Genomic DNA, 24314 nt, shown 5'->3' on the forward strand with positions numbered 1-24314 from the left:
TTTTAGACGTTATGACTCGCAAGTTTATTGGTCGGCTAAGTGCCGCTGACACAGATTTTGATGGGCAATTAAAGCAGTTGCTCGCTTGGGAGGCGGTAGCCAATAAACAGATCGAGGAGACAGTTGCAGAAATTCTGCAACAGGTGCGCAGTCGAGGGGATGCTGCGGTTATTGAGTATACCAACCGTTTTGATCGCCGTAATCTTACTGGAGCAGAAGACTTTTGTTTAACTTCACAAGCGTTGACTGAGGCTCTTGCCCGTATTGGAGTCGAGGAGCGTGAGGCCCTTGAAGTCTCCGCCCGGCGCGTACGTGAATACCATGAACACCAAAAGCAGGGCTCCTGGCGCTATACCGAGGCAGACGGCACAGTACTGGGTCAGCAGATTACTCCAATGGAGCGTGTTGGCATTTATGTACCTGGGGGTAAAGCCAGTTATCCTTCATCGGTATTAATGAATGCTATTCCGGCAAAGGTTGCTGGCGTGGATTCAGTGGTTATGGTGGTTCCGGCTCCCGAGGGCGAGATCAGTGATTTGGTTCTGGCTGCGGCAGCGATTGCCGAAGTGGATCAAGTGTTCACTATTGGTGGTGCACAGGCGGTGGCCGCACTGGCTTATGGCACCGAAACGATTGCCTCGGTAGATAAGATCGTTGGCCCCGGTAATATCTTTGTGGCTAGTGCCAAGCGCGCGGTCTTTGGCCATGTGGCAATAGACATGATCGCCGGGCCCTCGGAAATACTTGTTATTTGTGATGGGGCCACCGATCCAGATTGGATCGCGATGGATCTGCTGTCTCAGGCCGAACACGATGAGCAGGCGCAGGCGATTCTGCTATGCCCTGACGCAGAATTTCTCGATGCGGTGGAGTCATCCCTTGAGCGGCAGCTGGCGGAGTTGCCTCGCGCAACAATAGCAGCCAAGTCACTAATGGATCGCGGTGCTCTGATTCTGGTGGACTCTCTTGAGCAGGCAATAAAAATCTCTAATCGTATTGCTCCCGAACATCTGGAAGTTTCTGTGGCTGATCCTGAACCTTTGTTGCCGCAAATTCGTCATGCCGGTGCGATTTTCCTGGGCCGCTATACTGCAGAAGCTCTGGGGGACTATTGCGCGGGCCCCAACCATGTGCTGCCTACCAGTGGTACCGCGAGATTCTCCTCACCCCTGGGTGTTTACGATTTTCAGAAACGCAGTTCGATTATTTATTGTTCCCCACAAGGTGCCGATCAGCTTGGTCGTGTAGCTGCCACTCTCGCTTGTGGTGAAGGGTTGGAAGCCCATGCTCGCTCTGCCGCCTTTCGGATCAAGAAATAAACGAATACCTTATCGCGGTAACTGGCACCAGTAAGGCACATCATGCGTAAATTACTTCTGTGTTTAGCTGCTCTTAGCCTGGTTGGTTGTGCGACGACTGATGAATATAGCATTGAAAAATATTCAGGGTTTGAGCAGAGCCTTCCCGCCCTATCCCTATTCGCCAAGATGCCTGGTGAGGATTTTGAACGGCGCTGTAACGACTATTCCGAAAGTTCTCTGCTCAAATATTGTCAGTATGGTGTAGTGGACTACACGGAGCTATTGGGGCAGCTGGAAGCCTCCACAGCCTTTAGTTCTGTACACTCTGGTAACGACGATATTCCTTACCAATTACTGGTAACTTCTGCCGGTTATTCTGAGGAGGGGATAGAGGATATCGGCGAGGCGGTTATAGCCGGTGCCACCTTGATGTTGGCTCCTGTGCGTACCACGCAGGATATCCATATCGATGCAATCCTGACTTGGCACGGCCTTCCCTTGAAACGCTACCAATTAGAGTTTCCGTTCACAACAACAATAAGTCTGTTTACTTCTCCGCTCACCGCAAAGCGGGATTTGGCCAAAGTGGTAGCAGGGGAGCTGATAGCTTTACTGCAGGAAGATAGGGTTATGGCTCCGGAGTATCTCTATCAATCCATTGGAGCGAGTGACTACCACTCGGCTCTGAATTTACCGGAGTCTGTTGGTGAGTATGTGAGCAACCCTCTTGTGCTTGCAAGCCACCCGTTATTTGGGGCTCAAACGCGCTACGTGCACCGTCAGTTTCAGTTCGATTCTGTAGATGTCTTTGTCTACCCAATCCCCAATTGGGAGTGGGGAGATTTGAAGCAGACGCAGGTTGAGGAGCTGAATAGGGTTCGCGAGGAACTTGAGCTGGTGGAGAGGGAAGCTCAGTGGCAGGCGTTGGATCTCAGCGAGGAGGCTTCAGAAATATGGCGCGTACAGGGGCGGGATATGCCCGTGACCAGGCTTTCTGGTTATTTCCTCGCCGCAGATGGGGAGCGCTTTGATACCCACACCTATTTATTTGTACGCAAGGATAAATTTATTAAGGTACGAGCTTCTTTTTCTGGAGAGGGGAGAAGTAGGGAGGAGGTAGAGACTTTTGCTAGGGGGCTAATTGCCCAGGCGAATGTACCCAGTGAATCTCGATTTATGGCTAATGTTCGCGAGAATTGGCGCGAAAGGCGGGCCGGGGACTAGCCTGGCCCACGCAATATCCTATTTCTACTGGCTTCCTTCTCTGGGAATTTGGGTTGCCTGCCAGGCGATTACAAACCAATCTCCCTGGCGTTTCACAAAAGTGCCTGTATTTAAATAATAGTTTTTCTTTCCTTTGACACTATCGTTGGCGACTAATTTGAAAGCTACTACTGCCGTATCTCCAAGTAGGCGAATATCGATATCCTCTGCGGCGTAGTTCACTGTTATGGGCTCATCGCCAGCTGTCTCCATGCCCTGCATGATTTTTGCTTTGCCAAATCGCTTTCCCGCGGAGCTGGTATAGACAAGGTCATCAGCCCAAAAGCGCTGATGGGCCTCGGCACTGCTGGCAGCATTATCGATAAAATAATGTAGTAGTTTTTGGAGTTCCTCTTTGTCATCGGCCCAGCATTGCCCGGCAACAAGAGTCGCGAGGATGGAAAGGATGATTGTGCGCATAGGTTGTCTTCCTTGTTCCCCGGCAGGCTATTCCACAGGGGTTGTTGTATCTGGTTTGACTGACACGGTAGCTTCCACCGTATGAGACTGCCCCTCTCGAGTAAAGGTAATGGAGATGGTGTCTCCAGGACGCAGGGTTGCCATGGTGGCCTCACCTTGCTTTCCGTCGCCAATGGGGAGTCCATCGATATGGGTGATCACATCTCCAGGTTTGAGTCCGGCGTTATGAGCTGGGCTCTCATTGTAGATGGCAGTAATCATGACGCCACCGGTGGAGAGGAGATTGAATTCTTTAGCCATCTGCGGGCTGATTGCGCTGGCTTCGATGCCTAGCCAGCCAGGTACAACGCGACCGTAAGCAATAATGTCCTGCATTACTTTAAAAGCGATATTGGCGGGAATGGCGAAGCTGATCCCGCCGGAGTAGCCGGACTGGTTGAGAATAGAAGTGTTAATACCGAGCAGGCGCCCGCGAGAGTCCACCAATGCGCCGCCGGAGTTACCCGGATTCACGGCAGCGTCAGTTTGCAAGAAATTCTGTAGGTGGCTTCCGGTGCCGGAGTTTTCCAAGTGGCGTCCCTTGGCGCTAATGATGCCTTGGGTGACCGTCTGGCCAACCCCAAAAGGGTTGCCAATAGCCAGAACTACATCGCCTACTTGAGCGGATTCGGGCTCACCAACTGAGATAGAGGTTAGGCTGTCGAGTTCGATTTTCAAAACGGCCAAGTCAAAGTCGGCATCGCTACCGACCATGCGAGCCTGTGCCTCGCGGCCATCAGCGAGCAGAATGACAATAGCGTCTGCCTGGTCGACCACATGGTGGTTGGTGAGAATATAGCCGTTGTCACTGACAATAACCCCAGAACCGAGGTTCGACTGCATGCGTTCCCTCTGTGGGACATTCATATTGTCGAACAAACGGCGAAAAAGGGGGTCATTAAATAGTGGGTGTTGCCGCTGTGGTAGTGCCATGCGGGTATAAATGTTAACTACAGCGGGACCAGCCATATTGACTGCCTGGGCATAGGAAACTGGCCCCTGCCAATCCTCCTGGGGAGGTGTGGGGTTTGTGCCGCGCAACTGCGGAAATATGACCAACAGTAGTGCGGCCATAGCCAAACCTATCAGGGCAGGCAGGGCCCAATCCTGTAAAAAGCGATTTTGGGACACTCGAGACTCCTCATTTGCGCTGATTATACACACCTCTTGCTGGGGATTCGCCGAGTACAGCCTTGCTGCTGTTTCAGTGGCTAGTTCAAGGTGAGTTAGGGGTTCTGCGAGGAGTTTTCTATCCCTCTAGTGACTATTGAGGGTGCGTTAGTGGGGGTATTTAAAAGATCAGCATCAATGACTTCTGTTTAGAGGCCTTCAAGGCAGTCCATTCATATGCTTGCCAGTGCTTATAGTTACCCTGTGGTCCCCAGAAGGCTTATTGAGCTTGATCGGGGGTGGTAAGCCGACTTTTCTCGCCCCAGTTCTTATATCTATGCCCTATTGATGTTGACAGCCCCAAACGGATATTCGGGGATATTTTCCCAGTGTTTATTTCCTGGCTAGATTAACCGCAGCCTTTACTTCGAATAGCAGCCTTTACTTCGAATATATGTACGATCTGTAAAAACTGTGTTTAGGTAGAGCATCAATTTCTTAGAGCAGTATTGTTGTTTAGTGGGCTATAGGGAGAGCTATACTCCCCCACTCTGTATAGGTTTGACATTGGTCAGCCTTTATAGATGCGTATAATGGCCAGCCGATAATTGACTAACCGGCAAATTTTGTATTTGGAGACCAAAATGTCCTTAGTTCGTCCCCACGGCAGTGTTGAGCTGCAGCCTCGCTTTGTTTATGACAGCGAGCGGCATCACCAGCTGATGCATGAGGCGGAGTCGTTGCCCTCTATTGTGGTTAGCTCTGCCGCTGCCGCCAACGCAGTCATGCTGGGAGCGGGCTATTTCAACCCCTTACACGGTTATATGAGCTTGGCTGATGCGCTGAGTGTTGCTGCCACCTTGCGCACAGTCGACGGCCTCTTTTGGCCTGTGCCTGTGTTGAATGTTGTTGAAGACACCAGTGCTATTGAGGGGGCATCTCGAATTGCCCTGCGGGACCCGAATGTTGAGGGTAACCCGGTGCTGGCGATCATGGATGTGGAATCGATTGAAACCGTATCCGATGAGCAGATGGATGCTATGGCCGAGCAGGTCTTTGGCACCCTGGATGATAAGCATCCCGGTGTAGCCACCTTTAAATCCGCTGGTCGCCAGTTAATTTCTGGCCCTATCGAAGTACTGAACTTTAGTTATTTTATTAACGACTTCCCGGATACCTTCCGCACAGCGGTAGAAATTCGCAACGAATTTGCCGAGCGTGGTTGGAGCAAAGTGGTGGCCTTCCAAACCCGCAATCCTATGCATCGCGCCCATGAAGAGCTGTGTAAGATGGCTCTCGAAGCGGTAGAAGCGGATGGTGTTCTAATTCATATGTTACTGGGGCAGTTGAAGCCCGGTGATATCCCTGCGCCGGTACGCGATGCCTCGATTCGCAAGATGGTCGAGCTTTACTTCCCTGCTAATACCGTAATGGTGACCGGTTATGGTTTTGACATGCTCTATGCTGGTCCCCGCGAAGCCGTGCTGCACGCGTTGTTCCGCCAGAACTGTGGTTGTAGCCACCTGATTGTAGGCCGAGATCATGCTGGTGTTGGAGATTACTACGGTGCCTTCGATGCGCAGACTATTTTCGATGAGAAGGTGCCTGAGGGTGCTTTGGAAATCGAAATCTTCCGAGCCGATCACACGGCCTACTCAAAGAAGCTCAATAAAGTTGTGATGATGCGTGATGTACCAGATCACACTAAGGAAGACTTTATTCTGCTGTCTGGAACCAAGGTACGTGAAATGCTGGGGGATGGCATTGCGCCGCCTCCGGAGTTCTCCCGCCCGGAAGTGGCGCAGATCCTGATGGATTATTATCAGAGTCTGTAAGTTTACAACTTAATGAAAAAGGCGGGATATCCCGCCTTTTGTGATTTTACACCGTTGTGAAAAATAGAGCTTATTGGGCTTTGTTACTTGTTAACTGCCTGCGTGGGCTTCTTTCTCCAGGCCATAATCTTCATCGAGGGTGCCTTTGGCGCCGGGCTCTTTTGGTGCCCAGTCTTTCGGTGGTTCCATCTCTTGAAGTTGCTTGTCGTCTTCTTTCAGTTTGCCGCTACCGGCTTCAAGCATTTGTCGGCCTATATCCTGGTTGGAGAGGCGTAAAGCGCTATTGGATAGATACTCGTGAACGTCTTTGTAACTTTCGGTCAGGTTGTGAACCAGCTGAGAAGTTTGGTCAAAGTGTTCATTGACCTGTAGCTGGAAATCCTCGAGCTTGCTATTGGCCTCTCGCAGGCGCTGTTCCAGCTCTTGGGTGCGGTCAATACTGGAGCGCCCGCGAATCGCCAGGTAGGCTAAAAAAGCACCCAGCGTCATTCCGAGAATGCCAACTAAAATTAATACCGATGTAGAGTGCACTTCCTACCTCCCGAACTTGCTCTTATATGGCACTGGCGATCCCTGGTGCATGATTATGGATGGCGGTTATTTGGACCGCGATACTGTCTGAGGCCCTGGATGGTCAATGTTAAGTGACTGTCGCCCAATGTTAGCGGGCCCAGTATACGCGATTATTAATCTGACAATTAAGGTTGTTAGTTATTTGCGACACGCCAATTTACCGCCAGTTCCGAATTGCCGGTATAGGCTGGCGAATCGGACACGGGTAGGGCCTGGCTGGGTTCACTGATGTTGTACCTTTGTCGCCTAGGCGGCTTTGTGGTGAATTTGGTAGAGTGCGCGCCTGTGATTTAGCTGTTGAAGAAATTTTCATCTATGTTGCCCGCCAAACCTCTCTTACTTTCCCCTCTTGAGCGCTATGAGAATGACCTGCAGCGCCCTGAATTTTTGGAGGACTCGTCCCAGAGGGCAGCGGTTCAGGAGCTGCAAAATCTGCATCTGCGCCTGGTGGCAAGGGCTGAGCGAGGGTTTCTTGCCGGGCTAGTCTCACGTCTGCGCGGCGCCGATGTTGGGCCTGAGCGCGGGCTCTACTTCTGGGGTGGGGTGGGACGCGGTAAAACCTATCTGATGGATGCCTTCTATGAGTCCCTGCCGTTTGAGCAGAAGCAGCGCACTCATTTCCACAGGTTTATGCGCCAGGTTCACCAGGATCTGAAGGAGTATGCCGGGGAGAAAAACCCGCTGGAAAAGGTAGCCGACAAGATTGCGCGAAGGGCGCGTGTGCTCTGTTTTGATGAGTTCTTTGTCTCCGATATCGCTGACGCTATGATCCTGGCGGGCCTTTTGGATGCCTTGTTCCGCCGTGGGGTGGCTCTAGTGGCCACCTCTAATATCGTGCCGGAAGGGCTCTATAAAGATGGTCTGCAGCGAGCCCGTTTTCTGCCAGCTATAGAACTCCTGCAGCAACACACCAAGGTGGTGAATGTCGATGGTGGCACCGACTACCGGCTGCGCACCCTGGAGTTACTGGAGCTTTACCATGCTCCACTCGACAGAGCGGCAGACGAAAACCTGTCCAACAGTTTCTCCCGTCTGATCGTGGATGGTTGTGAGGTGCGCAGTGATGTCGACTTGCAGGTTGAGGGGCGTCCTATCCGCGCACTGAAGGTGGCAGATGATGTTGCCTGGTTCAATTTTGCAGATCTGTGCGATGGTCCTCGCTCACAAAATGACTATATAGAGTTGGCGCGGGAATTCCATACGGTGCTGTTGGCGGCGGTACCGCGGTTTGATGAGCGCATGGATGCCCAGGCGCGCCGCTTTATCAATTTGGTAGATGAATTCTACGATCGCTGCGTCAAGTTGGTGATCTCTGCAGAGGTACTGGCCGAAGAATTATATAGAGGGCAGCACCTGCGTTTTGAGTTTGAGCGCACGGTCAGCCGGTTATTGGAAATGCAGTCCAGGGAGTACCTGGAGAGGGCACATCGCCCGGAATAGCCTCGCTTGCCGAGATGGGTGGGCGCCCCAGAAATCGCTTGAAAAGCGAGCACTCCTTTTGTACTATCCGCGCTCTTTTGTGGGACGGCCCCTAAAACCAAGGGGTCATATTACAGGTGTTTATAACATGAAGACATACAGTGCCAAGCCAGAAGCGGTAAAACGCGACTGGTACATTGTTGACGCTGCGGACAAGACCCTCGGCCGTATTTCTGCCGAGATCGCCCACCGCCTGCGTGGCAAGCACAAGCCTGAATACACGCCCCACGTGGACACTGGCGATTACATTATTGTGATCAATGCCGAGAAGGTTCGCGTGACCGGCAATAAGGCCAAAGACAAGATCTACCACAGCCACTCCGGCTATCCCGGTGGTCTCAAGTCCATCAGCTTTGAAAAGCTGATCGAGAAAGCGCCCGAGCGTACCATTCAAAGCGCCGTTAAAGGCATGCTGCCGAAGGGTCCTCTGGGTCGCGCCATGTTCAAGAAGCTGAAAGTATACGGCGGTAGTGAACATCCTCACGCGGCACAACAGCCGATTGAACTGGCGATCTAAACGGGAAGAAATCTGATGGCAACTACTCAATACTACGGTACCGGCCGCCGCAAGACCTCCACCGCTCGTGTATTTATCGTGCCCGGTGAAGGAAAGATCAGCGTAAATGGTCGCGACCTGGACGAATACTTTGGCCGCCAGGTGGCTCGCATGATCGTGCGTCAGCCGCTGGAAAAAGTAGACATGGTCGAAAAATTCGACATCATCGCAACTGTAAAAGGTGGTGGTTCCTTTGGTCAGGCGGGTGCAATCCGTCACGGCCTGACCCGCGCCCTGATGCAGTACGATGAGGAGCTTCGCCAACCGCTGCGCGCCGCTGGTTTTGTTACCCGCGACGCCCGTGAGGTTGAGCGTAAGAAAGTGGGTCTGCGCAAAGCGCGTAAGAAGCCGCAATTCTCCAAGCGTTAAGCTTTCTTTTGGGCCCGGCAATTGCCGGGCTTTTTTCTATCCGGTAGTTGTGACTTTGAATACCCATTTGGGAATTGTTCAATTTCTCGCAATTTCACCGCGCAATTCCAGACGTTCCCCAGGTCTTTGCCTTGTATCAAAATGGCATTTTCTTTAACATTGCGCGGATTTGTATCCGCTTGATTTGTGGGGTTTATTCGCGCGGGCAATCTGCCGGAGCGGGACTTCTTTCAAGACTTTTTGGGTTTGGGCCAGCGCATTTCCGGTCTGTCCGGGATCGCTGTGATGGGAGAACTACGTCATGAGTGATGACGGTGTAAATGTAGGACGGCGCCGTTTTTTAACCGCTGCTACCTCTGTAGTTGGTGGTGCGGGTGCGGTTGGGGTGGCCGTGCCTTTCGTCGCTTCCTGGAAGCCGAGTGCCAAGGCGAAAGCTGCGGGCGCTCCGGTTAAGTACAACATTAGCAAACTTGAGCCGGGTCAGATGGTCACCGTTGAGTGGCGCGGCAAGCCGGTATATGTGGTCCGTCGTACTGACGAGATTTTACAGGACCTGGAAAAGGTGGAGCCGCTATTGCGCGATCCCAATTCCGAAGAGTCTATCCAGCCGGCTTATGTAAACCCGGAAAACCGCTCTATCAAGCCGAAGTTGTTGGTTCTGGTCGGTCTGTGTACACACCTGGGCTGTGCGCCTATGTACCGTCCCGAAGTCGGTGCTGCCGACCTGGGTGGTGACGAATGGATGGGCGGTTTCTTCTGTCCCTGCCACGGTTCTAAATACGATATGGCTGGCCGTGTATACGCCGGTGTTCCGGCACCTACCAATCTGGAGGTTCCGCCTTATTCCTATGAGAGCGATGCTGTAATCGTGATTGGTGTAGACCAGGAGGGCGCTGCATGAAATGGCTAGCAAATTTCGGTGACTGGGTTGATCAGCGTTTGCCGATCTACCAGGCCTGGGATAAGCATATGGGCAAGTACTATGCGCCCAAAAACTTTAACCTCTGGTACTTCTTCGGCGTATTCTCCCTGCTCGTACTGGTCAACCAGTTGTTGACCGGTATTTGGCTGGTAATGAGTTTTAACCCCTCTGCAGAGGGCGCCTTTGCCTCCGTTGAATACATCATGCGTGATGTGGAGTGGGGCTGGTTGATACGCTATCTCCACTCGACAGGTGCGTCTGCCTTCTTCGTGGTGGTGTATCTGCATATGTTCCGCGGCCTGATGTACGGCTCTTATAAGCCGCCCCGCGAGCTGGTGTGGATCTTCGGTATGTGTATCTACCTGGTGCTAATGGCCGAAGCCTTTATGGGTTACGTACTGCCCTGGGGTCAGATGTCCTACTGGGGTGCCCAGGTGATCGTGTCCCTGTTTGGTGCGATACCCGGCATCGGTGACACCCTGGTGGAGTGGATTCGTGGTGACTACCTGATTTCAGGTATTACTCTGACCCGATTCTTCTCTCTGCACGTCATTGCATTGCCGTTGGTGCTGGTATTGTTGGTGGTATTGCACATTCTTGCGCTGCACGAAGTGGGCTCTAACAACCCAGACGGTATCGAGATCAAGAAGAACAAAGACGAGAACGGTATTCCCAAAGACGGCGTGCCTTTCCACCCTTACTACTCGGTTCACGACTTGGTGGGTATTGCGGTATTCCTGTTTATCTTCGCAACCGTGGTGTTCTTCTTCCCGGAGATGGGTGGCTTCTTCCTGGAGTACGCTAACTTCGAAGAGGCAAACCCGCTGAAGACACCGCCACATATTGCCCCGGTTTGGTACTTCACACCCTTCTATGCAGTTTTGCGCGCAGTAACTATGGATATTGGCCCTCTACCGGCTAAGTTCCTCGGTACTGTTGCTATGGGTGCTGCTATTGCGGTGCTGTTTGTGCTGCCCTGGCTGGATAAGAGCCCGGTGCGTTCCATCCGCTACAAAGGCTGGTTGCCCAAGGCATTACTGCTGGTGTTCGCTGCGGTATTTATTATCCTCGGTTATCTTGGTGTTAAATCTCCGACCCCTGAACGCAACTTCCTGTCTCAGGTGGCGACTCTGTTCTACTTCGCCTTCTTCCTGACCATGCCGGTCTGGACGAATCCGAAGAGCAAAAAAGGCATTGGTTCCTGGGTTGTAAGCATCGGTTTCGGTGTGCTGTTCCTGTGGATGGCCGTTGCCAATCTCTCTGTGAATACTTTCATGGCTGTGGTAACCCTTCTACTGGCGGGCTTCTTTGCCGCTCTGCCATGGATTACTAACCGCGATGACGTATATCCGGAGCCTGAGCGTGTAACCAGCCCGTCTGGCGCCAAGACTTTCGGTATCTTGTTTATTGGTATCGTGGTTGTTGGACTGCTGACCCTTATCCCGATTAAGGCCGTAGGTGCCGAGTCCAGTGTTGAGCTGGACCACATCAATATCGACCTGCAGGACAAGCCGTCTCTGCAGCGCGGTGCCAAGTACTTCGTCAACTACTGCATGGGTTGCCACAGTGCCAACTACTCCCGCTGGGAGCGCGTTGCCACCGATCTGGATATCCCCAACGAGTTGATGATGCAGAACCTGGTTCTGGGCAACGATAAGATTGGTAATCTGATGGAGATCTCCATGCGTCCGGATGACTCGAAGGTGTGGTTCGGTGCCACACCTCCGGACCTGACGCTGGTAGCCCGCTCCCGCTCACCGGAATGGCTCTACACTTATCTCCGCAGTTTCTACAAGGATGACAGCCGGGCTACTGGTGTGAACAACCTGGTATTCCCCAGTGTCGCTATGCCCCATGTTTTGATGGAGCTGCAGGGTTTACCGGAATGTGCCCCGGGTCCTAAGCGCGACCACGGCAAGATTGTGCGCGATGAGTTGGGCAACCCCATTATGGATGCCGATTGTGGCAGCCTGAAAGTCGGTAGTGTGAAGGGCTCCATGAATCCTGAAGAGTTCGACCAGGCTATGTATGACTTGGTCAACTTTATGGAGTACATTGCCGAGCCTATGGCTGAAGATCGCAAGCGCATTGGTTTCTACGTGCTGGCGTTTATTTTTGTATTCTTTATCTTCGCCTGGCTGTTGAACCGCGAGTACTGGAAAGACATACACCACTAAGTTTCGCCGGTTTCTCTTTGATGGGTGGTGGAGTTGCTCCGCCACCCTTTTATATTTTGAAAAGGTTGGCGCTCGCCGACCAACTAGTTTGAGGTAGATTGAACATGGGTGTGCCTACCAACAAGCGCTCCTCGATGACCTTCTTTTCCGATGGTCGCAGCCACTACAGCCACCGCGTGCGCATTGTGCTTGCAGAAAAGGGAGTTTCCGTCGACATCATTGATGTTGATCCCGATGATAAACCAGCCGAGCTCGCTGACCTCAACCCCTATAATTCTTTGCCCACCCTGGTAGATCGCGATTTAGTATTGTTCGAAACCAAGGTGATGATGGAATATCTGGACGAACGTTTCCCGCATCCGCCGTTGCTGCCTGTGTATCCGGTTGCCCGTGCACAGAGCCGCCAGATTATGCACCGCATCGAGCGTGACTGGTGCCCGCTGGTAGATAAAATCTTGGCCGGCGGCAAAGATGTAGCTTCTGCGCGTAAAGAGCTGCGCGATAGCTTCGTTGGTATTGCGCCGATGTTTACCGAGTTGCCCTATTTCTTTAATGAAGAGTTCTCTCTGGTCGATTGCTGCATGGCCCCGCTGCTGTGGCGTCTTGAGCAGTTTGAAGTCAGTTTGCCTAAAACCAAGCAGGTTAAGCCGTTACTGGATTATATGGATCGCCTATTTGCTCGCGAAGCCTTCCAGCAGAGCCTGACTGAGTACGAACGGGAAATGCGTTGAGGACACTTTTGTGAGTAAGCCGGCTATGACATCCAATCGCCCTTACATTTTACGGGCGTTCTATGAGTGGATAACCGATAACCGGTGCACTCCCTATATTCTGGTGGATACCCATTTGTCTGGAGTCTTGGTGCCTCAACAGCATGTTAACGACGACGGCCAGATTGTGCTGAATGTCTCGGAAAGTGCTGTGGTTGGCCTGACCATGGATAACTATGCGATCAGATTTAATGCGCGTTTTGGTGGCGTGCCTACCGATATACAAGTCCCGGTAGGGGCGGTTATCGGTATCTATGCCCGTGAAAATGGGCAGGGCATGGTGTTCGAGCCTGAAGAGACCCCGGAGCCGCCGGAGCCGACACCGCCTACCAGTTTAGGCAAAAAGTCGGTGAAAAAGCCCTCGCTAAGGGTGGTGAAGTAATCGCATCAGGATTTCGAAGGGGGCGGTTTTGCCCCCTTTGTTGTTTTTACTCTAGCTTATTTTCGCTCCTCTCTTTTTCTGTGAGTTACTTCTGAGAATACGTGCTTGCTAGTTACGTAAAATTGCCTGTTATTTTTTAGTTTCTATTCATCACCATGCCGTCGTACTTGCAGTGGCTGCGTTTTAGCTGGATACCTGGGCTGCTTCTGGGTTTACCGCTTGTCCAATACTTACCTTGGCTTGATTTGGCCTTTCTGCACAATGCCCAGCTGCCATTTCTCCTGTTGGTAGGGGCGCTGCTACTCAGCTTTTTTTATCACTCCAGCCGGGTTGGTTTGGCTGCATTGCTACTGATGGCTTTCTATGGGGCGACTCGCCTGGACTGGTTATTGGGGTGGGAGCAGGACCTACCCATTTACCTGGGATTGATAGCTCTCAATCTGATGCTATTTGGTTGTAGCCGCGATCGTAGTATCTGGGGCTATTTGGGTGGTGTCTGGCTATTGGCGCTTCTCGGGCAGGGGATGGGGCTCTTTTGGATGCAGCAGAACTTTGGTCCACTGTTGCAGCAGTTCTCGTTGCCACACTTGCCGGCTTGGTCGTTAGCCTTTGAATCGTTCAACTCTCCGCTACCACTTTTGGCCTGTATGGCGGCTTCAATGGGGGCATTCGCTCTATTGATCCTTTACCCAGGACCAACAGCCATGGGGTTGCTAAGTTGCAACCTGCTTATGCTTTATGGGGTTTGGAGTGGTATGCCCTTGGTTCCTCTGATGTCTGTAGCGGGCTTACTTCTTCTAACTTCGTTGCTTGGGAGTAGTTATGAGTTGGCTTTTCGCGATGAACTGACCGGGGTTAAGTCTCGGAGGGCGTTTCGCTATCAAATGCTTACACCGGGGTGGCACTATTGCATTGCGATGATTGATATCGATCATTTTAAAAAGCTGAACGACCGCTTTGGGCATCAGCTTGGAGATCAGGTATTGCGGATGGTGGCTACCCAAATTGCCAGATATGCACCGGGGCAATTATTTCGCTACGGTGGTGAGGAATTTGTGTTGCTGATACCGGGGCGTGACCGGGAAGCGGCAGAGAAACAGCTGGAATTTATGCGGGAGAAAATTGCCTCTTACCCTATGCATCTGCGCTCAGGAAAACGTAGCTCTGGGAATAAATTTTGGCGTTCTGAGAACCGTACGGGCCAGCAAGTCAAGGTAACCGTTAGTATCGGCCTTGCCCAGAAAAGCAGGAGATTGAGAAGGGCTGAGGAGATTCTAAAAGCTGCGGACCAGGCACTTTATAAAGCTAAACGCAGTGGTCGAAATCGCATGAGTATCCACCATTGATATAAATCAACCTAATTTGAAAGTGGCGCTTAATTTCTTATTTGCATTGGTTATTTTCACGCCGACCCCCGATACTGCAAAGCAGGGTATTAAAGGGAGAATAAGCGTGCGGTTACTCAGTCACACTATTGGTATTCTGACCAACCCAGAGAAAGAGTGGAAGGCTATACGGGCGGACAGGCATTCTTTCTTCCAGGTATTCATGACCCATGTGCCATTTCTAGCTTTGATACCTACAGTTGCCGGTTATTTTGGTGTAACTAGGGTAGGGTTTGAAGTAGGCGGGCACTTGGCGAAGCTGACCCCTGAGAGTGCGGCGGTTTTATCAATCGTTACCTATTTTGCTCTTTTGGTTGGTGTTTATTTCCTAGGGGAATTTATCAACTGGATGGCCAGGTCCTATGGGGTCGAGGGGGATGAGCCCACTAGGCACTATGAAGGTACAGCACTCGCCGTTTTTATCACCACACCGATTTTTCTTGCCAGTATTGTCGTGCTTTTCCCACACCCCTGGTTGACCATGGCTGCGGTCGGAATTGCGGGTATGTATTCCATCTATCTGGTGTTTGCAGGCATCCCCATTTTGATGAATATGAATAAAGAGCGGGCCTTCCTTTATGCTTGCGCAGTGTTGACCGTGGCCTTGGTGTTGATGGTCACAGTGCTAATCACCTCCGTTATTTTATGGAGTGTGGGCATAGGTCCAATCTATCAGCACCACGCGCCTTAAGAGTAAATAATTTGCCAGGCTAGTTTTCTTTTAATACTAGGGGCGGCATAGGGCAATCCAGGCTGTCCGCTACCGCTCTGAGCAACTCAATCTCTACCGCCTTGATAATGCCATTGTGGTTTAGAGTGTAAACCAAAGCTTTTAGCAGTAAGGGCTTTTCTAAAGGCTTCATTTGACTGGCTATAGCGATCGCTTTGTCCAGATGCTGCAGATCGATATCTTTGCGGCTTGGCAGCGGGGTGACCTCTAGCTGTAATAACTTTAGCCCCTGCTCGTAGGCGCGTTTTGCCGGTAGGTACTCGCTATTACCCGCATGGGCAATGGCTGCGATCAGGAAACGAGAGGCATCGGTACCAGCGCCTTTCTTGCTGGAAAGGCGCTGCCGATCGGGACTCTCTTCCAGGGCGTGTATCAATACTCGATACAGGGCCCACTCCCAGATCTCAATCTTTCCATCGCTGCGCAATAGTTTAATCAGGTTTCTCTTGAATACCTGGTATTGCTGTGGAACCAGTACTTTGAGTGCGGGTACGCAGAGATCTAAAAGCGGCAGGCGCGCATTGTCGGGCAGAGCTTTTAGTTGTGGAGCTAACTTGTGCATTTCTCTTACTACCGCGGGATGGGCGATTTTCTTCAATAGCACCATCTGGGCCTCGCGCTCGCTCTCTCCGCTGTGCAGCAGCAGATGATAAATCAGGGCACGAGCGATGAAGGGGTCGTGAGCAGCCTGCAGGATAGCGGAGGGGATAGATTCCAGTAGCTGACGGCCGTATTGCACTTGTTGTGCACTGGGGCAGGCAATACTGTTGTCCACCGCTTCCAGGGCGACCTGGAAGGGGGCTGAGTCGACGAAACGGATAGTTGACTCGGAATTTGTTTCTTTAATTTGCGTTTGTGCAGTGGAGCTTCGCTCATTGAGGTAGAGGCCATTCCAGCTAGGTTCTAGCCGCGCTATGCGTTTACTCAGGGGAGGATGACTGGCGAGCAGGTTGAAAAATGAGCGCTTTAGGCCACTGCTAAAAAACATATGACTGAACTCAGCCGCTCTGCCACTGCTGAGGTTTGAGCCAGTGCTGTAGCCGCCAATTTTCTTGAGGGCGTTGGCAATACCTGCCTTGTTGCGGGTGAACTGGACCGCAGAGGCGTCTGCAAGATATTCCCGTTGCCGACTCACAGCGGATTTGATTAGGTTGCCGAGTAATGTGCCTGCATAGCCCAATACCATCAGGGCTAGGCCCAAAGCAAACAGGGGTATACGGCCGCGGTTATTACTACTGTTGGGGTAGATACCACGTACCAGCCAGTGCCCCAATAGGCCAATAATTAGGATGCCATTTAACAGGCCGACGATGCGGATGTTCAAGCGGGTGTCGCCATTGAGGATATGGCTGAATTCATGGGCCACCACACCCTGCAGCTCGTCTCGGTTGAGATTTTCAATGCAGCCGCGTGTAAGACCGATCACCGCATCGCAGGGCTTGTAGCCAGCGGCGAATGCATTGATGGCTTGATCTTCAATCAGGTAAACATCCGGCACCGGGGTGCCGGAGGCGATGGCCATCTCCTCCACCACATTCAGGGCGCGCTGTTCGGCAGGGCCCTGAGGGGCGATATTGAGTTTGCGCCCGCCCAGCGACTCCGCCACCACTTTACCGCCGGCGGCCAGCTGCTGCAGTTTGTACAAGCTGCCCAGGGCCACGATAGTTACTATGGTAAGTGCTATGTAGCCCACTGTCTGCCAGCCGAGCAGCTGCTCGATCGCCAGTGGGGAAAAAGCCTGGCCGCGGGAATACGAAACCGCAGCGGCAGCCACCAGGGTGGTCAATCCAACCAGCAGAATTAACGCCAACGTAAAGAGTCCGACTAACAAGCCGCTGTTGCGCCTGGCCTTATCCTGGTACTCGAAGAAGTTCATCGTTTAAAACTCGATTCGCGGCGCTACCTGGACAGCTTCGCTGTCGGCAAACTCCAATAAGTGGCCGTCGGCGCGGTGGCCAAAGAATCCCGCCAGTAGAACGGGGGGAAAGCTCTGTTTGTAAATGTTGTAATTGGTGACTGCGTCGTTAAAGGCTTGGCGGGCAAAGGCAACCTTATTTTCGGTGCTGCTCAGCTCCTCGTTGAGCTGCATCATATTCTGGTTGGCCTTGAGAGCTGGATAGGCCTCCATAACAGCATTGAAGCGGCCCAGAGCGCTGTTTAGGGCACTTTCAGCACGGCCGAGGTTGTCTATCACGCTGGCGTTGGAAGGGCTGGCTGCCGCGGCTTTCAGGTCGCTAATGGCAGTGTTGCGTGCACTGACCACCGCTTCAAGGGTATCCCTCTCATGCTGTAAGTAGCCCCTGGCGGTTTCCACCAGGTTGGGGATCAGATCGTGGCGGCGCTTAAGTTGCACCTCAATCTGAGCGAAGGCATTCTCGTTGCGATTTTTTAGGGATACCAGCCGGTTGAAGATGCCGATCCCGTAGAACAACAGTGCGGCCAAAACAACCAGAACGACGATGCTTGAAATCTCCATAATCCCCTCGCCACTTTTTCTTGTGATTGGCGTCGATAGTAACATGCCCCCGTGGCGATCGAGACGTATTGCCCCGGGGTTCTGGCGGAACGGGGTATGGCTTCGGCTATAATGCCGCGACATTAAAAACAATTGCCGCCACGACAGGGATGGCGGCGCTGAACTGGGAGCAGACAGAATGAGCGATGTAACCTCAGATCCAGTAGTGATCGTTGGAATGGCACGCACCCCAATGGGTGCTATGCAGGGGAGCCTGTCGGCGTTGAGCGCGCCGCAACTGGGCGCCGCGGCCATTCGCGCGGCGCTGGAAGACGCCGGCGTGTCTCCTGCCGATGTCGATGAAGTACTGATGGGCTGTGTGCTTCCGGCTGGTGTTGGGCAGGCGCCTGCCCGCCAGGCTTCCCTGGCTGCGGGTATTCCCGAAGGCACGCCCACTACCACAGTTAATAAGGTCTGCGGCTCCGGTATGAAGACCGTGATGATGGCCCGCGACGCACTACTCTTGGGTGAAGGCAAAGTTATCGTTGCCGGCGGTATGGAGAGCATGAGTAATGCCCCGTACCTGCTGGCCAAAGCTCGCTCCGGCATGCGCTTGGGACACGGCGAGGTCAAGGATTCAATGTTTCTTGACGGCCTGGAAAACGCGGCAGATGGCAAGTTGATGGGCACCTTTGCCGAGAGTACGGCCGAAAAATACGGCTTTACCCGTGAGGAGCAGGATGCTTTCGCACTGGAATCCCTGGCTCGGGCCCAGGCAGCCATCGAGAGTGGCAGTTTCGCTCGTGAGATCGCCCCAGTGACCATCGCTTCTCGTAAGGGCGAGGTAAAGGTTGATACGGATGAGGCTCCCGGCAATGCCCGCCCAGATAAGATTCCCCAGCTGAAGCCGGCCTTCCGCAAGGATGGTACTGTCACCGCGGCCAACTCCAGCTCTATTTCTGACGGCGCCGCCGCTCTGGTGCTGATGCGCAAGAGTGAAGCGGAGAAGCGCGGTCTCAAAGTGTTGGCAGTGATCAAGGCACAGGCTCAGTTTGCCCGCGAACCCGAGTGGTTCACCATCGCTCCGGTGGGCGCCATGCACAAGCTGCTGGAAAACTCTGGTTGGTCCGTCAGCGATGTAGACCTGTTTGAAATCAATGAGGCCTTTGCTGTGGTGACCATGTCGGCCATGCGCGAGCTGGATCTGCCCTGGGAGAAGGTCAATGTGAATGGCGGCGCCTGCGCATTGGGGCATCCTTTGGGCGCGAGCGGTGCCCGCATCCTGACCACCCTGCTGGCGGCGATGGAAAAGCGCGATGTGAAAAAAGGGGTGGCGAGCCTCTGCATCGGTGGCGGTGAGGCCACAGCAGTAGCGATTGAGCGAGTATAGGTCCCGCGCGATAGTTAGAAATAAAAAACGGAGGCTTTTGCCTCCGTTTTTTTGCGCTTGTTCTTTTTGACCGATATCACCAGGCTCTTATTAAGGCCTAGCTGCAGTAGCGTGCAGTGGATGTGTTGTTAGTTGATATATTCCACCGCTTTCACCACTTTCTGAACCCCGCCAATCGAGCGGGTGAGGTCAGCAGCGCGCTCGGCCTCGGCTGGGGTGAGCAGTCCCATCAGGTAAACGACTCCGTTTTCCGTCACGACTTTAATGCGCGCACCATCAATTTCTTTGTGAGCGAGTAAGTTGGTTTTTACTTTGGTGGTCAGCCAGGTATCACTGGTAGAGGCTAGAAAAGTAACTTTACCGCGAACCTGAGTTTCATTGTAAACCTGGCGAACATTTTGTACTTGGCTGGCAGTGCGCCCGGCGAGTAGGCGCAGTTCCTGATCGGGCACCTGTCCAGTGAGTAGCACGACTCCGTTAAAGGAGGTCACATCGATATTTGAGGTCTTCAGATCCGGATGTGCCTTGTTGATATTGACCGTCACTATCGTTTCGATTCTCTCGTCATCGATATAGGTGCCCAGTGAACGCTTGCCGGGATCTTGTTGAATGGGGCCATCGTGGGTAGCCTCCATAACGGTGCTGCAGCCACCGAGTAATGCGGTTGCGGCAAGGGCAGAGAGAAGGCGTTTTCCCAAGGAAAGTTGGTTTTTTTTCATGGTTCAGTCCTCGTAGCCACCAAAAAGGCTGCTGTCGATTAGATCACACAGGCAAAAAATAGTCAGAAGGTGCACCTGGTGTACCTCTGCTGCGACATCAGAAGGCACTCGCAGTTCAATATCGTGTGTGTCTAGCAGGGCTGCACAATCGCCACCGTCGCCACCGGTCAGCGCCAGTATGCCCATATCGCGATCCCGTGCAGCGCGCATGGCTTGAACGAGATTTGAGTCGCGACCATCACTGCTGATAATTACCAAAAGGTCGCCGGGTTGTCCCAGTGCGCGCACTGGGTGCGCAAAGGTATCGGCGCTGCCGTGATTTTGCGCAACGGTGCCCATGGAGACGCCGTCACTGTTAAGGGCCATGGCGGGCAGGCCTGGGCGCTCGCGCTGGAACCCCCCGGTAAGTTGAGAGCAAAAACTCTGTGCCAGGGCGCCGCTGACCCCATTGCCGCAGAGCAGCACCTTGCTCTCTGCCAGCAGTGTGTGCACCACCATCTCACTGGCTTCCGCAATCAGGGGCGCCAGTATCTCACCGGCGTTCATGGTGGCTTCCAGGCTGTGGTGAAAAAGGGTTACGACTCGCTGTTCCATTGTGTCCTTAATACTGGCGAACTGGGGTTCGCCATACTTGGCAAGGTAAATCTCGGTTTTGCCTCAAGCTTCGAAGGCGTTTTTAATCCACTGAATGTTTTGCGCATCGCCCTCTATAGCAAGGACATCGAAGCGGCAGGGACAGTCCAGTTTGTGTTGTTGCAAATAGCCGTGAGCAGTGGCGAGCAGTTTCTGTTGCTTGCGAATATCCACACTGGCTCCGGCGCCGCCGAAACGGTTGTTGCGGCGGAAGCGCACCTCCACAAACACTACAGTATCGCTTTCACGGGCGATAAGGTCTATCTCTCCGTGGCGACTTCGGTAATTTCGTTCGATCAGGGTGAGTCCGGCGCGCTGTAAATAGCGTGCCGCGGCGCCCTCCATGTGGGCGCCGATACTGCCTGCGGAGCCTTTAAAAAGTTTCACTATTATCCGCTTGCAGGCTGGGTTGTCGCGCTGGTATCGGGGGTTCTATGGTTGTAATCGGTACCGGTACACCTTTTTCAATTTGAGCCCACATCTGCTCGCGCACTATGCGCCCGTCGGTGCTTAGGCTCAGTGCACCGGTGAGGCCGTGTACTTTTTGCTCTGGGAACTGGCGCAACATTGGCAGACGCGGGTAGAGGCGGAAAGCATCTGCGCCCAGAGCGTAAAGGCGGGCGAATGCTGCCTGCGGGGCTACCTGCTCTTCGATATTCCGTTTGGTTTCACTGTCTTCAAACAGCCAGGGCAGTGCGGTAAAGCGTACGCCATTGATATCTCGATCGCGATTTGGGTTAGCCTGGCCGGCAAAAACATGTGAGGTCGCATAAACCGGCAGGTCTCCAGCATAGAAGTAGGTCAACATGGGGTTGAGCTGTCGTGCCTGCTGTGGCAGGGCGGTAACAAAGATCATGTCGATATCACCGCGCCGGCGAGGGGTGAACTCCAGTGGCGCCGACAGGCGTCCCTGGAGTGCCTTCTTGCGTGCCTTACTGTCGGGAATGAGTAGGACATCGCTGACCAGGTCAGAAAATTTGCTGTTATTAGTGAAGGTTTCATTGATGCTTACAGAGCCGCCGAGTTGCTGCCATTCCTCCACGAACGTTTCGGCACCACGCCGTCCCCAGCTGCTATTGGTGCTCAAAACCATCGCTTGGCGATGTCCCTGGCGATAGGCGTGACGAGCAATCTGGCGAGCTTCATCCTCAACTGCCAGTCCAAATTGGACCAGGTCGCCAGTAAGTCGGCCCCTGTCACCATAGTTCAGTGCGAGTGTGGGGACGGGTAACTTTTCAGTGGCCAGTAAGTTAGCGACCTTACTTTTATCGAGTGGGCCGACAATAAACTGCGCTCCCGCGTCTACAGCATTTTGATAAATCTCCTCGAAAGGTTGCTCGGTACCCGTGTCGTACACCAATACCCGAGGCGTTGCTGCACCAGCTTTTAAGGCGGTGTAGTGGGCGGCCATAAAACCATCGCGAATCGCGCGGCCGGCACTGCCCAGTGAGCCACTGATAGGCAGTAATAAGGCAATATTATCTGCCCGCTGCGCAGCTAGGCGTTCCAGTAGTTGCAGTGCCTCGGGTGGGTGGGAATTGGCACTGTGTGCTGGCCAGCGCTCCCGCCAGCGGCTCAGGGCGGTGAGTTGAGAGCTGATATCGGCCTGGGTATCGCGCCCCAGCAGGGCGAGCTGATACCAGCCGCGCATCTGGGTATCGCTGCTACTGTTAGCGCGCTGCTGAAGTTCGCTGGAGGGCAGCTGGGTTAACAGCTGCCAGAAACCGTTGTTGTTCTCGGTGATGCTTTCATCAGATTGGGCCAGGTAGGAAATCTCGCGGCGCTCAGATATAGCGCTATCCAAGTCTCCCAAAAGCCCCCATAGGTCGGCACGCAGGTTTCGCAACGGCAGGGCGGTATCGCGGGGTAGTTGCCTCCAGACACTGTCGAGGCGCGTCGAGGTTGCTAGGTCTAAAGCCTCGAAGAAATCGTCATTATCAACCAGTAGATGGCCGAAAACCTGGGCGTAGCTGGCAAACAGAGTGTCGTCGAGCTGCTCGGGAATTATTTGGGTTACTGCGTCTTTGGCCGTCTCTTTGTCGCCCAGCTCGTATAGAATAGCCGCCGCTTGCAGACGCTGTTGGTCCCTAGCGGGTGCCGGCAGGGTATCTGCGCGGCGCAGCAGCCGCAGGGCATCACTACGGCTGACTTGGTGGTTTGCCGGATAGGAGGGCTGGTAGCCCCCAGGCCGTGAGGCTGGAGTCTGGCAGGCAGCTAAGGCCAGTGTCAGGGCGGCGGCTGCCACGCTGGTGATCACAGTAGAGGTACGCCGGGAAGAGGCGAACATATTCTTCTCCCGCAATATTTATATTTGGAGTGAACAGCTATGGGGCCGGATCAGGCGCTGCTATATATTGTTGCTACGCCCATCGGTAATTTGGCCGATATGGTACCGCGAGCGATTGAAGTTCTACAATGCGCCGATCTGGTTGCGGCAGAGGACACACGTCACAGTCAGAGACTCTTTTCCCATTTCAATATCGATACGCCGCTAATGGCCTATCACGATCATTCTGATGGCAAGCGTACGGGACAGATTCTACAGCGCCTGGAGCAAGGGCAAACGGTGGCGCTGATCTCCGATGCTGGTACCCCACTAATCTCCGACCCCGGCTATCGTCTGGTGCGCGAGGCGCGAGAAAAGGGTATTCGCGTGGTGCCTATCCCAGGCGCCTGTGCCTTTGTCGCCGCGCTGAGTGCTGCCGGCTTGCCCAGTGACCGCTTTAGCTTTGAGGGTTTTCTACCCGCCAAATCCGGCCCCCGGGAGCGAGCATTGCAGGAGTTATCATCAGACAGTCGCACTCTGGTTTTCTATGAGGCGCCCCATCGGGTCGCAGATACCTTGCAGGCGATGGCAGAGATTTTTGGTGCTGAGCGCGAAGCGGTCATAGCGCGGGAGGTGAGCAAGGCCTTCGAGACATTCCAGTTGATGCCTTTGGGTGAGTTGGTAAATTGGGTACGTTCCGACAGTAATCAGCAGCGAGGAGAGATTGTATTGTTGGTGCGTGGTGCTGAGCGTCGCCGCGACAATGCGCTGGATGGAGAGGCGCAGCGAGTGATGACTCTGTTGCTGGCCGAGTTACCACCAAAAAAGGCCGCCGCTATTGCTGCGGAGATTACCGGTGCTAATAAGAAGGTCCTGTATAACTGGAGCCTGGAGCAAAAATAAGGCGCTGTCTTTCGCGGTTTAGGGAAAATGCCTGTTGCATTCCGGCTGTCGCCTCATTACTCTTCGCCGCGAGCTGGCCGGGCAATCGCTGTCGCCTTGTGCGATGGAGGAAAGTCCGGGCTCCATAGGGTGGAACGCCAGGTAACGCCTGGGGGGCGCGAGCCTACGGAAAGTGCAGCAGAGAGTAGACCGCCGATGGCTTCCCTCGATTTTGGTCTGGGGAAGCACAGGTAAGGGTGAAAGGGTGCGGTAAGAGCGCACCGCGCGGCTGGTAACAGTCCGCGGCACGGTAAACCCCGTTCGGAGCAAGACCAAATAGGCCCTCTATAGGTGTGACCCGCACTGAGGGCGGGTAGGTCGCTTGAGGTGTCTGGTGACAGGCATCCCAGATGAATGGTTGTCCTCGACAGAACCCGGCTTACAGGCCAGCTCACACATTTCTAAAGCCCGGCATTCGCCGGGCTTTTTATTTTGTTCCCTCTAGCTTGGCATAGCCTTTGGCGGAGAATGGAACGGATGTACCTCTGTTTTTGATCGTGGCGCGCTTACTCGTGCCGTGGCGGCTAGTTTAATATGGTTGACTATTTTGTAAGTGGGTGCCCACTCCATTTTGTTACTTTGTGACAGTGATTTATAT

Annotated in this window: 23 protein-coding genes and 1 other RNA gene; 15 read left to right on the forward strand and 9 right to left on the reverse strand. The window is 53.4% G+C overall.

Going from position 1 to position 24314, the window contains the following annotated elements; genetic code table 11:
• Positions 1–11: 11 nt before the first annotated feature.
• Positions 12–1319: a histidinol dehydrogenase gene (gene hisD / locus ACJJIV_RS16160; RefSeq protein ID WP_444889623.1), complete on the forward strand. Its 1308-nt coding sequence runs from the start codon at positions 12–14 to the stop codon at positions 1317–1319.
• Positions 1320–1361: 42 nt separating this feature from the next.
• Complete coding sequence (locus ACJJIV_RS16165; protein WP_444889624.1) at positions 1362–2525, forward strand: hypothetical protein; 1164 nt, start codon at positions 1362–1364, stop codon at positions 2523–2525.
• A 24-nt stretch (positions 2526–2549) separates the two neighbouring features.
• On the opposite strand, the gene ACJJIV_RS16170 is transcribed toward ACJJIV_RS16165, so the two are convergent.
• Together ACJJIV_RS16170 and ACJJIV_RS16175 are read right to left on the reverse strand one after the other, a co-directional pair.
• On the reverse strand, positions 2550–2984 hold the full coding sequence (locus ACJJIV_RS16170) for a nuclear transport factor 2 family protein (RefSeq protein ID WP_444886960.1): 435 nt from the start codon (positions 2982–2984) through the stop codon (positions 2550–2552).
• A gap of 27 nt (positions 2985–3011) precedes the next feature.
• Positions 3012–4154 carry a S1C family serine protease gene (locus ACJJIV_RS16175; protein ID WP_444884038.1) on the reverse strand — a complete coding sequence of 381 codons (1143 nt, stop codon included), beginning with the start codon at positions 4152–4154 and terminating at the stop codon, positions 3012–3014.
• A gap of 623 nt (positions 4155–4777) precedes the next feature.
• Here ACJJIV_RS16175 and sat point away from each other — a divergent pair.
• Positions 4778–5968: a sulfate adenylyltransferase gene (gene sat / locus ACJJIV_RS16180; RefSeq protein WP_444889625.1), complete on the forward strand. Its 1191-nt coding sequence runs from the start codon at positions 4778–4780 to the stop codon at positions 5966–5968.
• A 90-nt stretch (positions 5969–6058) separates the two neighbouring features.
• Here sat and ACJJIV_RS16185 read toward each other — a convergent pair whose 3' ends face one another.
• A complete protein-coding gene (locus ACJJIV_RS16185) occupies positions 6059–6499 on the reverse strand; it encodes a Z-ring associated ZapG family protein (RefSeq protein ID WP_252082986.1) in 441 nt (146 codons plus the stop codon).
• A gap of 357 nt (positions 6500–6856) precedes the next feature.
• Between ACJJIV_RS16185 and zapE the strand changes: the two genes are divergently transcribed.
• From zapE to ACJJIV_RS16230, 9 genes are all read left to right on the forward strand, one after another.
• Positions 6857–7981: a cell division protein ZapE gene (gene zapE / locus ACJJIV_RS16190; RefSeq protein WP_444889626.1), complete on the forward strand. Its 1125-nt coding sequence runs from the start codon at positions 6857–6859 to the stop codon at positions 7979–7981.
• 127 nt (positions 7982–8108) lie between these two features.
• Complete coding sequence (gene rplM, locus ACJJIV_RS16195; RefSeq protein ID WP_152454552.1) at positions 8109–8537, forward strand: 50S ribosomal protein L13; 429 nt, start codon at positions 8109–8111, stop codon at positions 8535–8537.
• 15 nt (positions 8538–8552) lie between these two features.
• Positions 8553–8945: a 30S ribosomal protein S9 gene (rpsI, locus tag ACJJIV_RS16200; protein ID WP_252082984.1), complete on the forward strand. Its 393-nt coding sequence runs from the start codon at positions 8553–8555 to the stop codon at positions 8943–8945.
• Positions 8946–9246: 301 nt separating this feature from the next.
• Positions 9247–9846: a ubiquinol-cytochrome c reductase iron-sulfur subunit gene (gene petA, locus ACJJIV_RS16205; protein ID WP_444884041.1), complete on the forward strand. Its 600-nt coding sequence runs from the start codon at positions 9247–9249 to the stop codon at positions 9844–9846.
• Positions 9843–12044: a ubiquinol-cytochrome c reductase gene (locus ACJJIV_RS16210; RefSeq protein WP_444884042.1), complete on the forward strand. Its 2202-nt coding sequence runs from the start codon at positions 9843–9845 to the stop codon at positions 12042–12044. The genes petA and ACJJIV_RS16210 overlap by 4 nt, the downstream gene beginning before the upstream one ends.
• Positions 12045–12148: 104 nt before the next feature.
• Positions 12149–12775 (forward strand): glutathione S-transferase N-terminal domain-containing protein, encoded by a 627-nt coding sequence (locus tag ACJJIV_RS16215; protein WP_252082981.1) that lies wholly within the window; start codon positions 12149–12151, stop codon positions 12773–12775.
• Between the two features lie 25 nt (positions 12776–12800).
• Positions 12801–13196, forward strand: a complete 396-nt coding sequence (locus ACJJIV_RS16220; RefSeq protein ID WP_252086012.1) for a ClpXP protease specificity-enhancing factor — start codon at positions 12801–12803, stop codon at positions 13194–13196.
• A gap of 245 nt (positions 13197–13441) precedes the next feature.
• On the forward strand, positions 13442–14542 hold the full coding sequence (locus ACJJIV_RS16225) for a GGDEF domain-containing protein (RefSeq protein ID WP_444889627.1): 1101 nt from the start codon (positions 13442–13444) through the stop codon (positions 14540–14542).
• A gap of 106 nt (positions 14543–14648) precedes the next feature.
• A complete protein-coding gene (locus tag ACJJIV_RS16230) occupies positions 14649–15272 on the forward strand; it encodes a Yip1 family protein (protein WP_444889628.1) in 624 nt (207 codons plus the stop codon).
• 19 nt (positions 15273–15291) lie between these two features.
• On the opposite strand, the gene ACJJIV_RS16235 is transcribed toward ACJJIV_RS16230, so the two are convergent.
• Positions 15292–17187 carry a M48 family metallopeptidase gene (locus ACJJIV_RS16235; RefSeq protein ID WP_444889629.1) on the reverse strand — a complete coding sequence of 632 codons (1896 nt, stop codon included), beginning with the start codon at positions 17185–17187 and terminating at the stop codon, positions 15292–15294.
• A 3-nt stretch (positions 17188–17190) separates the two neighbouring features.
• Positions 17191–17787 (reverse strand): LemA family protein, encoded by a 597-nt coding sequence (locus ACJJIV_RS16240; RefSeq protein ID WP_444889630.1) that lies wholly within the window; start codon positions 17785–17787, stop codon positions 17191–17193.
• A 178-nt stretch (positions 17788–17965) separates the two neighbouring features.
• Between ACJJIV_RS16240 and ACJJIV_RS16245 the strand changes: the two genes are divergently transcribed.
• The gene (locus ACJJIV_RS16245) at positions 17966–19156 is read left to right on the forward strand and encodes a thiolase family protein (protein WP_444886954.1); all 1191 of its coding nucleotides are present in this window, start codon (positions 17966–17968) and stop codon (positions 19154–19156) included.
• 128 nt (positions 19157–19284) lie between these two features.
• On the opposite strand, the gene ACJJIV_RS16250 is transcribed toward ACJJIV_RS16245, so the two are convergent.
• The 4 genes from ACJJIV_RS16250 to ACJJIV_RS16265 form a co-directional block, all read right to left on the reverse strand.
• Entirely contained in the window at positions 19285–19875 is a 591-nt protein-coding gene (locus tag ACJJIV_RS16250; RefSeq protein WP_252082975.1) for a BON domain-containing protein, read from the reverse strand.
• Between the two features lie 3 nt (positions 19876–19878).
• Positions 19879–20469: an SIS domain-containing protein gene (locus ACJJIV_RS16255; RefSeq protein WP_226645585.1), complete on the reverse strand. Its 591-nt coding sequence runs from the start codon at positions 20467–20469 to the stop codon at positions 19879–19881.
• Positions 20470–20532: 63 nt separating this feature from the next.
• Positions 20533–20895, reverse strand: coding sequence for a YraN family protein (locus ACJJIV_RS16260; RefSeq protein ID WP_252082974.1), 363 nt, complete (start codon positions 20893–20895; stop codon positions 20533–20535).
• Positions 20882–22795, reverse strand: coding sequence for a penicillin-binding protein activator (locus ACJJIV_RS16265; protein WP_444889631.1), 1914 nt, complete (start codon positions 22793–22795; stop codon positions 20882–20884). The genes ACJJIV_RS16260 and ACJJIV_RS16265 overlap by 14 nt, the downstream gene beginning before the upstream one ends.
• Before the next feature lie 39 nt (positions 22796–22834).
• Here ACJJIV_RS16265 and rsmI point away from each other — a divergent pair, with 39 nt between their 5' ends.
• Both rsmI and rnpB read left to right on the forward strand, forming a co-directional pair.
• The gene (gene rsmI / locus ACJJIV_RS16270; protein ID WP_444889632.1) at positions 22835–23677 is read left to right on the forward strand and encodes a 16S rRNA (cytidine(1402)-2'-O)-methyltransferase; all 843 of its coding nucleotides are present in this window, start codon (positions 22835–22837) and stop codon (positions 23675–23677) included.
• 69 nt (positions 23678–23746) lie between these two features.
• Positions 23747–24114, forward strand: an RNA gene (gene rnpB / locus ACJJIV_RS16275) — RNase P RNA component class A.
• Positions 24115–24314 lie beyond the last annotated feature (200 nt).

It is taken from the genome of Microbulbifer mixtoriginis (SeqCode) (assembly GCF_052466765.1).

Bases quoted from the DNA above. Each gene is read 5' to 3' on its own strand.
- rplM (WP_152454552.1), top strand. From the start codon at position 8,109: ATGAAGACATACAGTGCCAAGCCAGAAGCGGTAAAACGCGACTGGTAC.
- ACJJIV_RS16210 (WP_444884042.1), top strand. From the start codon at position 9,843: ATGAAATGGCTAGCAAATTTCGGTGACTGGGTTGATCAGCGTTTGCCG.
- ACJJIV_RS16220 (WP_252086012.1), top strand. From the start codon at position 12,801: ATGACATCCAATCGCCCTTACATTTTACGGGCGTTCTATGAGTGGATA.
- ACJJIV_RS16250 (WP_252082975.1), bottom strand. From the start codon at position 19,875: ATGAAAAAAAACCAACTTTCCTTGGGAAAACGCCTTCTCTCTGCCCTT.
- sat (WP_444889625.1), top strand. From the start codon at position 4,778: ATGTCCTTAGTTCGTCCCCACGGCAGTGTTGAGCTGCAGCCTCGCTTT.
- ACJJIV_RS16235 (WP_444889629.1), bottom strand. From the start codon at position 17,187: ATGAACTTCTTCGAGTACCAGGATAAGGCCAGGCGCAACAGCGGCTTG.
- ACJJIV_RS16265 (WP_444889631.1), bottom strand. From the start codon at position 22,795: ATGTTCGCCTCTTCCCGGCGTACCTCTACTGTGATCACCAGCGTGGCA.
- zapE (WP_444889626.1), top strand. From the start codon at position 6,857: ATGTTGCCCGCCAAACCTCTCTTACTTTCCCCTCTTGAGCGCTATGAG.
- ACJJIV_RS16215 (WP_252082981.1), top strand. From the start codon at position 12,149: ATGGGTGTGCCTACCAACAAGCGCTCCTCGATGACCTTCTTTTCCGAT.
- ACJJIV_RS16170 (WP_444886960.1), bottom strand. From the start codon at position 2,984: ATGCGCACAATCATCCTTTCCATCCTCGCGACTCTTGTTGCCGGGCAA.
- petA (WP_444884041.1), top strand. From the start codon at position 9,247: ATGAGTGATGACGGTGTAAATGTAGGACGGCGCCGTTTTTTAACCGCT.
- ACJJIV_RS16245 (WP_444886954.1), top strand. From the start codon at position 17,966: ATGAGCGATGTAACCTCAGATCCAGTAGTGATCGTTGGAATGGCACGC.
- hisD (WP_444889623.1), top strand. From the start codon at position 12: ATGACTCGCAAGTTTATTGGTCGGCTAAGTGCCGCTGACACAGATTTT.
- rpsI (WP_252082984.1), top strand. From the start codon at position 8,553: ATGGCAACTACTCAATACTACGGTACCGGCCGCCGCAAGACCTCCACC.
- ACJJIV_RS16240 (WP_444889630.1), bottom strand. From the start codon at position 17,787: ATGGAGATTTCAAGCATCGTCGTTCTGGTTGTTTTGGCCGCACTGTTG.
- ACJJIV_RS16165 (WP_444889624.1), top strand. From the start codon at position 1,362: ATGCGTAAATTACTTCTGTGTTTAGCTGCTCTTAGCCTGGTTGGTTGT.
- ACJJIV_RS16255 (WP_226645585.1), bottom strand. From the start codon at position 20,469: ATGGAACAGCGAGTCGTAACCCTTTTTCACCACAGCCTGGAAGCCACC.
- rsmI (WP_444889632.1), top strand. From the start codon at position 22,835: ATGGGGCCGGATCAGGCGCTGCTATATATTGTTGCTACGCCCATCGGT.